Annotated in this window: 12 protein-coding genes; 5 read left to right on the top strand and 7 right to left on the bottom strand. The window is 71.2% G+C overall.

Annotated features, from left to right (window positions below):
- Positions 1 to 211 precede the first annotated feature (211 nt).
- On the top strand, positions 212 to 1,159 hold the full coding sequence (locus tag ACWD3E_RS06175; RefSeq protein WP_451386323.1) for a hypothetical protein: 948 nt from the start codon (positions 212 to 214) through the stop codon (positions 1,157 to 1,159).
- 83 nt (positions 1,160 to 1,242) lie between these two features.
- On the opposite strand, the gene ACWD3E_RS06170 is transcribed toward ACWD3E_RS06175, so the two are convergent.
- Entirely contained in the window at positions 1,243 to 1,671 is a 429-nt protein-coding gene (locus ACWD3E_RS06170; protein ID WP_451386322.1) for a QcrA and Rieske domain-containing protein, read from the bottom strand.
- 263 nt (positions 1,672 to 1,934) lie between these two features.
- Here ACWD3E_RS06170 and ACWD3E_RS06165 point away from each other — a divergent pair, with 263 nt between their 5' ends.
- Positions 1,935 to 2,846, top strand: a complete 912-nt coding sequence (locus ACWD3E_RS06165) for a carbohydrate kinase family protein (RefSeq protein ID WP_451386321.1) — start codon at positions 1,935 to 1,937, stop codon at positions 2,844 to 2,846.
- A gap of 191 nt (positions 2,847 to 3,037) precedes the next feature.
- Here the strand turns inward: ACWD3E_RS06165 and uvrA are convergent, their stop codons facing one another.
- Positions 3,038 to 6,064 carry an excinuclease ABC subunit UvrA gene (gene uvrA / locus ACWD3E_RS06160; protein ID WP_451386320.1) on the bottom strand — a complete coding sequence of 1,009 codons (3,027 nt, stop codon included), beginning with the start codon at positions 6,062 to 6,064 and terminating at the stop codon, positions 3,038 to 3,040.
- A gap of 224 nt (positions 6,065 to 6,288) precedes the next feature.
- Between uvrA and ACWD3E_RS06155 the strand changes: the two genes are divergently transcribed.
- Entirely contained in the window at positions 6,289 to 6,975 is a 687-nt protein-coding gene (locus ACWD3E_RS06155; protein ID WP_451386319.1) for a maleylpyruvate isomerase family mycothiol-dependent enzyme, read from the top strand.
- Between the two features lie 45 nt (positions 6,976 to 7,020).
- Positions 7,021 to 7,677: an MBL fold metallo-hydrolase gene (locus ACWD3E_RS06150; protein ID WP_451351493.1), complete on the top strand. Its 657-nt coding sequence runs from the start codon at positions 7,021 to 7,023 to the stop codon at positions 7,675 to 7,677.
- Positions 7,678 to 7,878: 201 nt separating this feature from the next.
- On the opposite strand, the gene aroQ is transcribed toward ACWD3E_RS06150, so the two are convergent.
- Positions 7,879 to 8,352, bottom strand: coding sequence for a type II 3-dehydroquinate dehydratase (gene aroQ / locus ACWD3E_RS06145; RefSeq protein ID WP_451386318.1), 474 nt, complete (start codon positions 8,350 to 8,352; stop codon positions 7,879 to 7,881).
- Positions 8,353 to 8,562: 210 nt separating this feature from the next.
- Here aroQ and ACWD3E_RS06140 point away from each other — a divergent pair, with 210 nt between their 5' ends.
- A complete protein-coding gene (locus tag ACWD3E_RS06140) occupies positions 8,563 to 9,834 on the top strand; it encodes an MFS transporter (RefSeq protein ID WP_451386317.1) in 1,272 nt (423 codons plus the stop codon).
- Positions 9,835 to 9,844: 10 nt separating this feature from the next.
- Here ACWD3E_RS06140 and ACWD3E_RS06135 read toward each other — a convergent pair whose 3' ends face one another.
- The 4 genes from ACWD3E_RS06135 to ACWD3E_RS06120 form a co-directional block, all read right to left on the bottom strand.
- Positions 9,845 to 10,945 (bottom strand): calcium:proton antiporter, encoded by a 1,101-nt coding sequence (locus ACWD3E_RS06135; RefSeq protein ID WP_451386316.1) that lies wholly within the window; start codon positions 10,943 to 10,945, stop codon positions 9,845 to 9,847.
- Positions 10,946 to 11,072: 127 nt separating this feature from the next.
- Positions 11,073 to 11,375 (bottom strand): hypothetical protein, encoded by a 303-nt coding sequence (locus ACWD3E_RS06130; RefSeq protein ID WP_451386315.1) that lies wholly within the window; start codon positions 11,373 to 11,375, stop codon positions 11,073 to 11,075.
- A gap of 128 nt (positions 11,376 to 11,503) precedes the next feature.
- Positions 11,504 to 12,505, bottom strand: a complete 1,002-nt coding sequence (locus tag ACWD3E_RS06125; protein ID WP_451386314.1) for a TerC family protein — start codon at positions 12,503 to 12,505, stop codon at positions 11,504 to 11,506.
- Positions 12,506 to 12,728: 223 nt separating this feature from the next.
- Positions 12,729 to 14,651, bottom strand: coding sequence for a TerD family protein (locus ACWD3E_RS06120; protein WP_451386313.1), 1,923 nt, complete (start codon positions 14,649 to 14,651; stop codon positions 12,729 to 12,731).
- Between the last annotated feature and the right edge of the window lie 31 nt (positions 14,652 to 14,682).

Below are 14,682 nucleotides of genomic sequence, written 5' to 3'. Positions count from 1 at the left end.
CTCGGCCACGCGCGCGCCGCGGCCGGGCCCGAGGTGTTGTCGGGGCCTGGTCAACACGCTTCAATGCGGGGGAACTCGAGGCCGTGCACACGGCGTACGCCTACCGCGTACGCCCGCACGGGCGCTGCCGGCGCCGACGGGGAGGCCCCGGGGGACCCGCGCCGAGCGGTCTGACCAGCCGTTGTGACAACTCACAGAAAGGCCCCTGTGCATGCTGTACGCCACAGAGCACGCGGACGTCCCCACCGCGGAGCTGGACACGGTTCTGCGGGGCGGCCCCTTCCACGTGGCGCTGCGCGCCGCGATCGCCGCGCGCGGACTGCCCCTCCAGCGCGTGCAGCACCATCTGTCGCGCCACGGGGTCAAGGTCGGCGTGACCAGCCTGAGTTACTGGCAGCAGGGCGCCCGCCGCCCGCAGCGCCCCGAGTCGCTGCGGGCCGTCCGGGCGCTGGAGGAGATCCTCCAGCTGCCGGACGAGTCACTGATCCGCCTGCTCGCCGAGTCCGACAGCCGCGCCGCCGACGGCCACCGGGCGGCCCACTCGTACCGCTCGGTGATCGAGGCCTCCGGCGTCCTGAACCGGCTCCAGACCGAGCTGGGCTGGTCCCTCGACGGCGGTCTGCACACTCTGGGTCAGCACGAACTCGTCCGGATCGGCGCGCGGCGCCGGCTGATGGGCCGCGAGTCCCACCACATCGTGCGGGCCCACCACGACGGCGTCGACCGCTTCGTCGCCGTCCACCACGGCGACCCCGGCTGCAGCCCGCGCGACATGCGCGTCCGGGCCCTGGAGAACTGCCGCACCGGCCGTGTCCGCTGGGACCAGGACACAGGTGTGCTGGTGGCCGAGCTGCTCTTCGGCACCCGGCTGCGCGCCGGCGACACCTTTCTCTTCCGGTACGCCGTGGAGGACGGCACCGCCGGGGACTCGCGCGAGTACGTCCACCGGTGCGGCTCCCCCGGCGGCCAGTACGCGCTCCAGGTGTGCTTCGACGCGGCGGCGCTGCCGGCGCGCTGCCACCGCTTCACCCAGCACTCGCCGGCGGCTCCGCGCAGCGGCCGGCAGGAACTGCCCGTCAGCGGGCCGCACCACAGCGTCCACGTGGTCGAGCCGCGGATCCGGCCGGGCGTCGTCGGTATCGCCTGGGACTGGGCGTAAGCCACCTGGGACCGGGAGCAAGGGTCCCTCGGCACCCGCCCGTCGGTCGGCTTTCCCGCCCGCCGAGCGGTGGGCCGGGCGCGTCAGGCGCCGGGTCCGGCGATGATCCTGCCGTTCGCGGCCTTCACCGGAAGCGCGTTCAACGGCTCGGTGGCCGGCGCCTGCACCACCTTGCCGGTCACGGCGTCGAACTGACTGCCGTGACAGGGGCAGATCAGGGTCGTCCCGTCGAGCTTGTTGATGGCACACCCCGCGTGCGTGCAGATCGTGCTGTACGCCTTGAGCGCACCGCTCCCGTCCCGGCTGACCACCACGTTGTGGTCCCGGAAGAGCTTGGCGCCGCCCTTCCCGACCTCGCTCTCGGCCCCGAGGTCGACGGGCGCGGTCGGGGTCGCCGCGGCCTGGCCGCCGTAGCCCGGCCCCGCACAGGCGGCCAGGCCCAGCCCGGCCACCGGCACCGCGGCGGCTCCTCGAAGAACGGTACGGCGGCTCGCGGACGCGGAGGCGGACATCTGGATCTCCACTGGTCAGGGGACGTGCAGGCCGACGATACCCGGACAGGAGGGCGGGGTCTGGAGGGGGGCGGCCGGGCGCCCGAGGAGAGGCCGCTCGGGCGCGTGAACGCCTGCGCAGGCGTTTGCGCGGGGTCGGTGGATGGGATACCTTCCCGGCCCGCCCGGACGGTGCGTCTGCCGTGCGCGTTCGTGCACCGCACGTCCTGTGGCCGCCCGGCGCGAACCGGACCGTCCACGCTGTCCGAGAAGGGAACCGTCCCGTGATCGTCGTCGCCGGTGAGGCACTGATCGACCTGGTACCGCAGGGCCCCGGTGCCCTGGCCGGCCTGAAACCGGCGCTCGGCGGCGGCCCGTACAACACCGCCGTGGCTCTCGGCCGTCTCGGCTCTCCCACCTCCTTCCGCTCCCGCACCTCGTACGACGCCTTCGGTGAGGCGCTGCTGGACGGGCTGCGGCGGGCGGGGGTGGACGTGTCGGGCGTGCAGCGCGGCCCGGAGCCGACCACTCTCGCCGTCGCCACCCTCGACGCCGGGGGTTCGGCCGCCTACTCCTTCTATGTCGACGGCACCGCCGACCGCCTGTTCACCGCGCCCGCCGGTCTGCCCGCGGCCACACGCGCGGTGTCCTTCGGCACCTGCTCGCTCGTCCTGGAACCGGGGGCGAGCGCCTACGAGGAACTGATGCGGACCGCGGCCGGGCAGGGCCTGTTCACCGCGCTCGACCCCAACATCCGGACGGGACTGATCCCGGACGCGGACGCCTACCGGGCGCGTTTCGAGAGCTGGCTGCCCTCGGTCACGCTGCTGAAGCTCTCCGCGGAGGACGCCGCGTGGCTGGGCGGCACCCCGCGTGAGTGGCTGGCCGCGGGACCGGCGGCCGTGGTGGTCACCCGGGGCGGCGACGGCCTGACCGTCTTCACCCGGGACGGGGCGGAGTATTCCGTGCCCGGTGAGAAGGTCGAGGTCGTGGACACCATCGGCGCCGGTGACACGGTGAACGCGGCCCTGTTGCACGGGCTGTCCGCCCTGGACGCGCTGTCTCCGGCGGCACTCGCCGCCCTGGGCCGGGACGGCTGGACGCGGCTGCTGCGGTTCGCTGCGCGCGCGGCGGCGATCACCTGCTCGCGGGCGGGGGCGGAGCCGCCGTACGCGGCCGAGTTGTGCGAGCTGTGAGCGAGGCCGGCGAGTACCGGTCTCCTCTCTGGTCTTGTCAAGGTTCGGCTGAACCCGCGGTCGGTGGGACCGGCGAACCGCAGGGCCAGGGTGGCTGTTGATGGAACGAGCGGCGCCCCGCGGGAAGTTCCCGCGGGGCGCCGGATTTTTGATGTCGTGTCAGGACTTTCAGAAGATGGCCTGACTCACCCTCAGACCTTGCGGGCCCGCGTCGTCTTCTTCGCGGGTGCCGTCTTCTTCGTGACCGCGGTGGCCTTCTTGGTCGCCGTGTTGTTGGCCTTGGCCGTCACCGTCTTCTTCGCCGTCGACCTGGCCGCGGCCGTCTTCCTGGCCGCCGTGGCCCGCGGCGCCCGTACCGGCTCCGCGTCGCTGATGCGGTCGGCGCCGAGGATCTCGCGCAGGAACTTGCCGGTGTGGCTGTCCGGCACCCCGGCGACCTCCTCGGGCGTGCCCTCGGCGATCACGAGGCCGCCGCCGGCGCCGCCTTCGGGGCCCATGTCGACGATCCAGTCGGCGGTCTTGATCACGTCGAGGTTGTGCTCGATGACGATCACCGAGTTGCCCTTGTCGACCAGGCCGGAGAGCACCTTCAGCAGCTTGCTGATGTCCTCGAAGTGCAGACCGGTGGTCGGCTCGTCCAGGACGTAGACCGTGCGCCCGGTGGAGCGCTTCTGCAGCTCGCTGGCCAGCTTGACGCGCTGCGCCTCACCGCCGGACAGGGTGGTCGCGGACTGGCCGAGCCGGACGTAGCCGAGGCCGACGTCCTTCAGCGTCCTCAGGTGCCGGGAGATGGCCGGGACGGCCTCGAAGAAGTCCGTGGCCTCCTCGATCGGCATGTTCAGCACGTCGGCGACGGACTTGCCCTTGTAGTGGACCTCCAGGGTCTCCCGGTTGTACCGGGCGCCGTGGCAGACCTCGCACGGGACGTAGACGTCCGGGAGGAAGTTCATCTCGATCTTGATGGTGCCGTCGCCCGCGCAGTTCTCGCAGCGCCCGCCCTTGACGTTGAAGGAGAAGCGGCCGGGCAGATACCCACGGACCTTCGCCTCGGTCGTCTCGGCGAACAGCTTGCGGATGTGATCGAAGACGCCGGTGTACGTCGCCGGGTTGGACCGCGGGGTGCGGCCGATGGGCGACTGGTCGACGTGCACGACCTTGTCGACGAGGTCGTCGCCGTCCACGCGCGTGTGCCGCCCGGGGACGTTCCGCGCGCCGTTCAGCTCGCGGGCCAGGTGCGTGTAGAGGATGTCGTTGACCAGCGTCGACTTGCCGGATCCGGAGACGCCCGTGACGGCCGTGAAGACGCCGAGCGGGAAGGACACGTCGATGTCCTGAAGGTTGTTCTCGCGGGCGCCGTGCACGGTGAGCTGCCGGGACAGGTCGCGGGGGCGCCGTACGTCCGGGACGGGGATCGACTTGCGGCCGGACAGATACTGCCCCGTCTGCGACTCGGCGTTGGCGAGCAGCTCCTTCAGGGAGCCGCTGTGCACGACCTTGCCGCCGTGCTCACCGGCGCCGGGGCCGATGTCCACGATCCAGTCGGCGACCTTGATGGTGTCCTCGTCGTGCTCCACGACGATGAGCGTGTTGCCCATGTCGCGCAGCCGGACCAGGGTCTCGATCAGCCGGTGGTTGTCGCGCTGGTGCAGGCCGATGGACGGCTCGTCCAGGACGTACAGGACGCCGACGAGACCGGAGCCGATCTGGGTGGCCAGCCGGATGCGCTGGGCCTCGCCGCCGGAGAGGGTGCCGGCCGCGCGGTTGAGCGAGAGGTAGTCGAGGCCCACGTCGACCAGGAAGCGCAGCCGCTCGTTGACCTCCTTCAGCACGCGCTCGGCGATCTTCTTGTCGCGGGCGTTCAGCTTCAGCTCGCCCAGGAAGTCCGCGCAGTCGCTGATCGACATCCCGGAGACCTCGGCGATCGACTTCTCCATGATCGTGACCGCGAGGACGATCGGCTTCAGGCGCGTGCCCTCACAGGAGGGGCAGGGCACCTCGCGCATGTAGCCCTCGAAGCGCTCGCGGCTGGCGTCGCTCTCGGCCTCGCTGTGCCGGCGCTTGACGAAGGGCACCGCGCCCTCGAAGGGCGTGGTGTACACGCGCTCGCGGCCGTACCGGTTGCGGTAGCGGACCTCGATCTGGGTCTTGTGGCCGTAGAGCAGGGCCTTCTTGGCGCGCTGCGGCAGGCCCGCGAAGGGGATGTCCGTGCGGAAGCCGAGGGCGTCGGCGAGCGCACCGATCAAGCGGCCGAAGTAGTCCTTGGTGTGGCCGTGCGACCAGGGGTGGATGGCGCCCTCGTCGAGGGACTTCTCCTCGTCCGGGACGATCAGCTCGGGGTCGACCTCCATGCGCGTGCCGATGCCGGTGCACTCGGGGCAGGCGCCGAAGGGCGAGTTGAAGGAGAAGGAGCGCGGCTCCAGCTCCTCGAAGGACAGGTCGTCGTACGGGCAGTACAGGTGCTCCGAGTACATGCGCTCACGCTCGGAGTCGTCCTCGGGGAGGTCCACGAAGTCGAGCACGACCATGCCGCCGGACAGGCCGAGGGCGGTCTCCACGGAGTCGGTGAGGCGGCGCTTGGCGGAGTCCTTCACCGTCAGGCGGTCGATGACCACCTCGATGGTGTGCTTCTCCTGCTTCTTCAGCGTCGGCGGGTCGGAGAGCTGGATGGTCTCGCCGTCCACGCGCGCGCGGGAGTAGCCCTTGGTCTGGAGGTCCGCGAAGAGGTCCACGAACTCGCCCTTGCGCTCGCGCACCAGCGGCGACAGCACCTGGAAGCGGCTCCCCTCCGGCAGCTCCAGGACCTTGTCCACGATGGCCTGCGGCGACTGGCGCGAGATCGGACGGCCGCACTCGGGGCAGTGCGGCTTGCCGATGCGCGCGAAGAGCAGGCGCAGGTAGTCGTAGACCTCGGTGATGGTGCCGACCGTCGAGCGCGGGTTGCGCGAGGTCGACTTCTGGTCGATGGAGACCGCGGGCGACAGGCCCTCGATGAAGTCGACGTCCGGCTTGTCCATCTGGCCGAGGAACTGCCGGGCGTAGGAGGACAGCGACTCCACGTAGCGGCGCTGGCCCTCCGCGAAGATCGTGTCGAAGGCCAGGGAGGACTTGCCCGACCCCGACAGGCCCGTGAAGACGATGAGCGAGTCGCGCGGCAGGTCGAGCGAGACATTCTTGAGGTTGTGCTCGCGCGCGCCACGGACGATGAGACGGTCGGCCACGCCGGTCCGCACCTTTCTTGAGAGAAGTGACAGGGGCGGGGCCCCCGTGCTTCTTCAGACTAGGGGGAGCCACTGACAACGCCGGTCGGATTTCCCGGTTGCATAACAACCCCCGGCCATCCAGCATGCCCGACGCCGCTCTCGACGATATAGCACGCGCATTCGATTTGCGGGCGAGGTTCACCACCTTCACCCAAAGGTGTGGCGGGACTAGGGTCGGGCTCATGATTGATCACGCTCATGACCTGGCCTGTGTACGTGACGCGACCGATCGGCTGCTCAGCGCCGCCGGCAAACTGGACAACGCGTCGCTCGCCGCGCCGTCACGGCTTCCGGGCTGGAGCCGCGGGCATCTCCTCGCGCACATCGCCCGCAACGCCGACGCCCTGGTGAACGTACTCGAGGGCCGTCCCATGTACGCGAGCGGCGAGGCACGGGACGCCGACATCCAGCGGGACGCCCCGCGCCCCCTCGACGTGCAGCTCACGGACGTGCGCGAGAGCGCCGACCGCTTCCAGGAGGCGGGGGCCGCGCCCGCGGACTGGACGCGCACGGTGGAGCTGCGCAACGGCGTGACGGACTCCGCGGCCCGGGTGCCGTTCCGGCGCTGGGTCGAGGTCGACCTGCACCATGTCGACCTCGGAGTGGGGTACGAGCTGGAAGACCTCCCCGAAGAATTCACGGAACGGGAGATCGACTTCCTGGCGCAGCGGTTCTCCGGGCTCCCCGACGTCCCGGCGACCCGCGTCACGGACGGCACGCGCGCGTGGAGCACGGGACGCGAGGCGGCCGAGCCCGAGGTCACCGTCAGCGGCCGGCCGGCGGACCTGCTGGGCTGGCTCTCCGGGCGGCGCGACGGACTGGAGCTTCAGGTGCGGGGCGGCACGCTCCCGAAGCTGCCCCCCCTGTAGGCCGTTGACGGTCCGCCGGGCCCTCCCCGCTATAGGCTGACCGCCATGACGTACAGCGGAGAGGTCAAGGTCGGCGGACCCGCACAGGTCCACGAGCTGAGCGACCTGATGATCACCAAGATCGCGGTCGGCCCGATGGACAACAACGCCTACCTGCTGCGCTGCCGGGCCACGGACGAGCAGCTCCTGATCGACGCCGCCAACGAGGCGGGGACACTCCTGGCCATGATCGGTGACGACGGCATCGCGTCCGTCGTCACCACGCACCAGCACGGCGACCACTGGCAGGCGCTGGCCGAGGTCGTCGCCGCCACGGGCGCGCGCACCTACGCGGGCCGCGAGGACGCCGCCGGGATCCCGGTGCCCACCGACGTCCTGGTCGACGACGGCGACACCATCCGCGTGGGGCGCGTGGAACTCACCGCGCGCCACCTTGTCGGGCACACCCCGGGTTCCATCGCGCTGGTGTACGACGACCCGCACGGCCACGCGCACGTCTTCACCGGCGACTGCCTCTTCCCGGGCGGGGTCGGCAACACGCGCAAGGATCCGCAGGCGTTCGCGAGCCTGATCCACGACGTCGAGACCAAGATCTTCGACGTACTGCCGGACGAGACCTGGGTCTACCCCGGGCACGGCAACGACACGACGCTGGGCGCGGAGCGACCGCATCTTCCGGAGTGGCACGCGCGCGGGTGGTGATGCGCCGGGCGCCGCACGGCCCCGCGCCCCGTGTGAACGTTTCGCACGCGCCGGACGCGTGTGCGCGCTCCCGGCCGGTGGTGACGCGCGGTCAACTGGTAGCAGCCCGTACAGGATGACGGCTCCTGCACGGTAGGGCCGCCGGCCTCCTCACCCCGCCCTCGGCCGGCGGCCCGGGCCGAAGAGCGCTGCGGGACGGGGTTACGCGTCGGCCTGCGCCGCGCCCAGCAGGGCGGCGACGCGCTCCACGCCGAACACGTACCCCTGCACCCCGCAGCCCGCGATGACACCGTCGGCGCGCAGCGAGACGTACGAGTGGTGCCGGAACGACTCACGCTGGTGGATGTTGGAGATGTGCACCTCCAGCACGGGCATGCCGTCGCAGGTGTTGAGTGCGTCCAGAATCGCGACCGACGTGTGGGAGTAGGCGCCGGGGTTGATGACGATCCCGCAGTGGCCGAGCCGCGCCTCGTGGATCCAGTCGACCAGCTCACCCTCGTGGTTGGACTGCCGGAAGTCGACCGTGCCGCCGTGCGCAGCCGCCGCCTTGGCGCACATCGCCTCGACGTCGGCGAGCGTGTCCTTGCCGTAGATCTCGGGCTGGCGCTGGCCGAGCAGGTTCAGGTTGGGCCCGTTGAGGATCATGATCGGGGCGGTGGCCAGGGTGCGGGGCACGGTTCCTCCGGTCCGTTCGGGGCGGTACGCCGACGACCGCCGCTCGACCCCGGTCTATCACGGCGTGCACGGCGACCGTCGGGCCGTGTACGCGGTTCCATCGGCGTGCGCTCCCGTCCCGCTGATCACCTCCACGCGCCCCCGTAACCCGTGATCACTGCGGGTAGTTGACGCAGCATGCACGTTGCACGCGCTGTAAGAGCCCCGTCCATGCCGCGACTCGCAGCCGCCTCCCTGGCCGGCACCGCGATCGAGTTCTATGACTTCTTCGTCTACGGGACGGCGGCGGCCCTGGTCCTGGGGCCCCTGTTCTTCCCGACGTTCTCGCCGCTGGCAGGGACGCTGGCGGCATTCGGGACGTTCGGTGTGGGCTTCGTGGCCCGGCCGCTGGGTTCGGTGCTGTTCGGGCATCTCGGGGACCGGCGCGGCCGGCGGCCGGTGCTGGTCGTCTCCCTGCTCCTGACGGGCGCCTCGACGGTCGCGGTCGGCTGTCTGCCGTCGTACGGGACGCTCGGCGTGGCCGCTCCCCTGCTGCTGCTCCTGCTGCGCTTTCTGCAGGGGCTCGGACTCGGCGGCGAGTGGGGCGGGGCGGTGCTGCTGACCGCCGAGCACGCGCCCGCGGGGCGGCGGGCTCTGTGGACGAGCATCCCTCAAGTGGGGCCGCCGCTCGGCTTCGTGCTCGCCAACGGGGTGATGCTCGCGCTGTCGGCGGCGCTGTCCGACGCGCAGTTCGCGGCCTGGGGGTGGCGCGTGCCGTTCTGGGTGGCGGGCGTGCTGGCCGTCGCCGGGCTGTGGCTGCGCTCGTCGCTCACGGAAAGTCCCCGGTTCCTGGAGATCGACGACCACGCGCGCGTGCCGATCGCCGAGGTCCTACGGCACCAGTGGCGGCTGGTGCTGCTGACGGCCGGGGCGATGGCCGCCGCGTACGCGGTGTTCTACGCGGTGACGACGTGGTCGCTGGCGTATGCGACGGAACGACTCGGCGTGAGCCGTACGGTCATGCTGACCTGCGTCCTGGCTGCCGTGGTGGTGAACGGCGTACTCACCCCCCTCATGGCCGTCCTCGGCGACCGCTACGGGCGCCGTCCGATGTGCCTGACGGGGTGCGCCGCGTCCGCGCTGTGGATGCTGCCGATGGTCGCGCTCCTGTCGACGGGCGAGCCCCTGCTGATGTTCCTCGGCATCCTGGGGGCGCTGATCTCCTTCCTCACCGTGTTCGCGGTAATCGCCGCGTATCTGCCGGAGCTGTACGAGGCACGGGTGCGCTGCACGGGCGCGGCGGTGAGCTACAACCTCGGTGGGGTCGTCGGTGGCGCGCTCACCCCGATCGTGGCCACGGCGCTCGCCCACCACGGACGCGTCCCCTGGGGGGTGGGCGTGTATCTGACGGGGATCTCGCTGCTGAGCCTGGTCTGCTTCGCGCTGATGCCGGAGACGCGGCCGGTGCCCGCGGGGGCGGCGGTGGAGCCGGCCACGGGCTGACCGGGCGGGGTCAGGGGTTGATCGCCAGTTCCAGGTAGGCCGCGAAGATCACCAGGTGGACACCGCCCTGCAGGGGTGTGGCCCGCCCTGGCACCACGGTCAGGGAGGCCACCACCACGGTCAGCGCGAGCAGCAGCATGTGGGTCGAGCCGAGGCCGAGCACGAGCGGCCCGGACAGCCAGACGGAGGCGAGGGCGACCGCGGGGATGGTCAGGCCGATGCTGGCCATCGCCGAACCGAGCGCGAGGTTGAGACTGGTCTGCACCCGGTCGCGACGGGCCGAGCGCAGCGCGGCGATCGTCTCAGGGAGCAGCACCAGCAGGGCGATGATCACACCGACGACGGCCTGGTGCAGACCTGCCGCCTCCACGCCCGACTCGATGGTGGGTGACACGCCCTTGGCCAGGCCGACCACGCCGACGAGGGCGAGGCCGAGCAGGCCGAGGCTGATCCAGGCGGCATGCGCGGACGGGGGCGCGGCGTGGCCCTCGGCGGTGACCACCTCGCCCTGCCGGGTCATCGGCAGGAAGTAGTCGCGGTGCCGCACGGTCTGGGTGGCGACGAACAGGCCGTAGAGGATCAGTGAGGACAGCGCGGCGAAGGTCAGCTGGATGCTGGAGAACTCGGGACCCGGCTTGCTGGTGGTGAAGGTCGGCAGCATCAGGCTGAGCGTGGCCAGGGTCGCCACGGTCGCCAGGGCGGCGCCGGTGCCCTCGGGGTTGAAGACCGCGATGCCGTGCCGCAGAGAGGCCACGAGGAGGCAGAGGCCGAGGATGCCGTTGCAGGTGATCATCACGGCGGCGAAGACGGTGTCTCTGGCCAGGGTGGAACTCTTGGCGCCGCCGTCTGCCATGAGGGTGACGATCAGAGCCACCTCGATGATCGTGACGGCGATGGCGAGAATCAGCGAGCCGAACGGTTCGCCGACGCGGTGGGCGATCACTTCGGCGTGGTGCACCGCTGCGAGGACGGACCCGGCGAGCACCAGGGTCACCAGCGCGACGACCGCTCCGGGCAGGCCCCGGCCCCAGGTGAAGACCAGCAGGACCACCGCGAGCACCGGCACGAGGAGCGTCCATTGGCGGGTGAGCGACCGCAGCCGAGTGATCATGCGGCGATGGTCGCAGAGGCGTACAGGATTCGCATTCCGTTCTTTTCGGATATCTCTCGCCCTTTCCGGTGCGGGGCCCGGCGCCGGTGCGGCCGGGCTCCCGCGGTTCCGCGGCGGCGCGGAGCGGCTAGGCGAGGTCGCGCGCTTCCACGACGTCGCAGTCGGTGAAGACCGGCGGGCGGGTGCAGAGGGCGGCCATCTGCTCGGAGAACTTGGCCGTCTCGGGGTCGTCGCTGTTCTGCCTGGCCTCCTCGTGGGAGTTGAACTCGATCACGGCCAGGTAGCGGCCGGGCTGGTTGCGGTCCTTGAGGATGAATCGGCGGGTGGGGCCGTTCGCGCGGCCTCCGAAGCGCTTCTCCATCTCGTCGGAGAGGGCCCGCATTTCGTCGATCCGGTCGGTCTCGAAGTCGATGATCTGGGTGAACTTCACGGCTGCCTCCACCGGGCGGTGGCGTCCCGGCCCGGGACGCGGTCATCACCCAACGAAGCACCGGGAGCAGGGCTCGGCAATTCACCCCGCCCCGCTCCCGGGGGTGGTTGTTCCTACGCCGGAATCGGTCAGGCGTCGATGGCGTCCTTCGGAGCGCCTTCGCTCTTCACCTGCGCCGCCTGCGCCGCGGCCTGCTTCCGGGAGGCCGTCAGGCTGGTGATCGTGGTGACGATCAGGACCGCGCAGATGACGCCGAGCGAGACCGGGATGCTGATCTCGGGGACTTGGGCACCGGACTCGTGCAGCGCCTGCAGCACGAGCTTGACGCCGATGAAGCCGAGGATGACCGACAGACCGTACGAGAGGTGGACCAGCTTCTTCAGCAGGCCGCCTATGAGGAAGTACAGCTGACGCAGTCCCATCAGGGCGAAGGCGTTGGCGGTGAAGACGATGTACGGGTCCTGAGTCAGGCCGAAGATCGCGGGGATGGAGTCCAGGGCGAACAGGACGTCCGTCGTACCGATGGCGAGCATCACGACGAGCATCGGGGTCATGACCCGCTTGCCGTTCTGACGGATCCACAGCTTGGTGCCGTGGTACCGGTCCGCCACGCCGAACTTGCGCTCGACGGCCTTCAACAGCCTGTTCTCCTCGAACTCCTCGTCCTCCTCGTCGGCCCGGGCCTCCTGGATGAGCTTCCAGGCGGTCCAGATGAGGAAGGCACCGAAGATGTAGAACACCCACGAGAAGCTGCCGAGGATCGCGGCACCCGCGGCGATGAACACGGCCCGCAGGACCAGGGCTATGAGGACGCCGACGAGCAGGACCCGTTGCTGGTACCGCGCGGGCACCGCGAACTTGGCCATGATCAGGACGAAGACGAAGAGGTTGTCGACGCTCAGCGACTTCTCGGTGATGAAGCCGGCGAAGAACTCTCCGGCCGGCTGCCCGCCGCCGAAGACGAGCAGTCCGAGGCCGAAGAGACCGGCCAGGGCGATCCAGACGACGGTCCAGATCCCGGCTTCCCTGATGGACACTTCGTGCGGCTTGCGGCCGATGAAGAAGTCGACGGCGATCAGGGCGGCCAGGCCCAGGACGGTGAGGACCCACAGGGTCGGAGAGATTTCCACTGCACCTCCGGCATGACGGGACGGCGAACACATGAGCGTTGTCGCTGCCGGAGGTCTCTTCCGCCCGGGACGGGCCGGCGCCCCGGGACCTGAGCAGGTCCGTGCTGACGGATGCGCCGCAGCCAGGGAATACTCCCCTCCGCACGGAAGACAGTACCTCATTCACCAAGTATTGGTAAAGAGATTAGTAAAAGAAAGACCAAATACGCTGGTCAGACGCGCTTTACCTGTACTTGGTCCTGGTCCTGGCCACCTCGGTGAGCACGTGCTGGAGGACCTGGCTGCCGGGCGGTACGAGCGCGGGCTCGTACGTCCAGGCGTGACCGACCCAGGGGTCGGCGAGGTGGTCGTCGGGCACAGGTGTGAGCCGCATCAGCGAACGCCACAGCGGGTCGAGCAAGGGGCCGTAGGCAGCGGCGTCCTCGCAGTCCGCGACCATCAGCAGGTGGACCCCGACGGCCGGACCCTCGTCGGCGAGATAGCGGAGCCGCGTCACGGCCCGGTCGTCGAAGCCGTGCGGGAAGTCGTTGACGATCAGCAGCTGCCGGGCGAGGTCGACACCGGGGGGCAGCGACTCGGGAGCGCCGCCGCGCACCGCCATCTGCAGCAGGTCGACCCTCCGCGTGAGTCCCTCCAGCACGTCCGCCACACCCCTCGCCCCGCTCGCGGGCGGGACGGCGAGCGCCTCCGTGCCCGTCAGCGGCAGGAGCGCCCGGGCGCCGGCGCCGGCCGGGTCGATGACCTGCACGGCGAACTCCCCGGCCGGGTGCGCGGCGAGCAGTCGAGCCGCGAGCGCCACCGCCGTCTCCATGGCCAGCTGGCGCAGCTGGGCGGAGTCCGGGAAGGTTTCGTCGGCTGCCGCGGTAGGCCCGCTGTCGATCCACAGGCCCCGTTCCAACGGCAGCCTCACCAGCAACGGGATGCGCAGCGGCGCGCTCTCGGGGAGGTGGAGATCACCGACTCGCACGGCCATCGCGGGCTCGGACGGCACCTGGTAGCCGTGCCAGACGGGGTTGTCCCACCGGGCGTACGCCGGCGGAAGCGCAGGCTCGACGACCTCGGACTCGGCGGTCAGCTGGGCGAGGTCACGGTCGAGGACGGCTCTCGCCTGGTCGACCAGCCCGGCGCGCCGCGCCTGGGCCTCCTCGCGCGCGGCTCCGCCCGCCGTGCCGATCCGGCTGTGCAGGTCGCCGAGGAGCTGGTCCAGCTCCTTCTCCATGCGGGAGTCGGCGAAGTCGACGGCGCTGCGGTACGCGGCCGTGGTGCGGGCCAGGTCCTCGAACATCCCCCACACCTGGTTGTACAGCCGCTCCTCCATCGACCAGCCCACCGCGTCCCCGGCGACAGGCTGCGCGGGCTCCCCGTCGGCGGCCGGGGGCGCCGTGGGGGCGGGCGGTGGCGGGGAGGTGTGTGTACGACGGCGGGGGTGGGTGTAGTCGATCGGGCCGCCGGGGTCCTGACCTCCGTCGGGGGTCCGGGCGGTGTGCGGGGGGCGCGCGTCGTACGGGTGCTGGGTCTCGTACGACAGCGGCTCCCCCGTCGCGGACGCCGAGGTGTCCTGCGGCGGGGGCGCCGGGGCCGTTGTCGCGCGGGCCAGGCTGCGGGCCACGGACTCCTGGATGCCGGCCGCGAGTTCGTCGGCCTCGCGTATGCCGTGGTCGGCCAGGAGCGCGGCCAGGCCGCCGTCGTACCCCTGGCCCACCGCGCGCACCTTCCAGGCGCCCTGGCGGCGGTACAGCTCCACGGCGACGACGGCCGACTCGGCGTCGAGGCCGGTGAGGGTGTAGCCGACGAGTTCGGTGCCGTCGGCTTCGGTGAGCGTGGTGCGCGGGGCGGCGACGGCGCCGAACCGGAGCGGGCCTCCCGTCGCCGCCGGCAGGGCGAGGAACACGTCGACCCGGTGCACCGCTTCGGACAGGGCGGCCAGGTCGACGGCCAGGCGGTGCTCGGCGGCGGCCTGCCGGGACACCTCGAGACCGGGCTGGGCGGGGGCGCCGGGGTGGACGACCCACTGGGGGCCGTGCACCGTGCCGTTCTCGTCGCCGAGCGTCGCTCCGGCCAGGACCGGCGCACCGGACGTGATCCGGATCTCCAGCCGGGTCGGGGGCAGCGGGTGGTTCTGCCCTCGCACCAGTTCGGCCGTCATCGCCCTCGCCCCCGTGTGTCGTGATGTCGTG

This window comes from Streptomyces sp. NPDC002676, from assembly GCF_053592455.1.
This window is presented reverse-complemented; position numbering and strand designations above follow the sequence as displayed.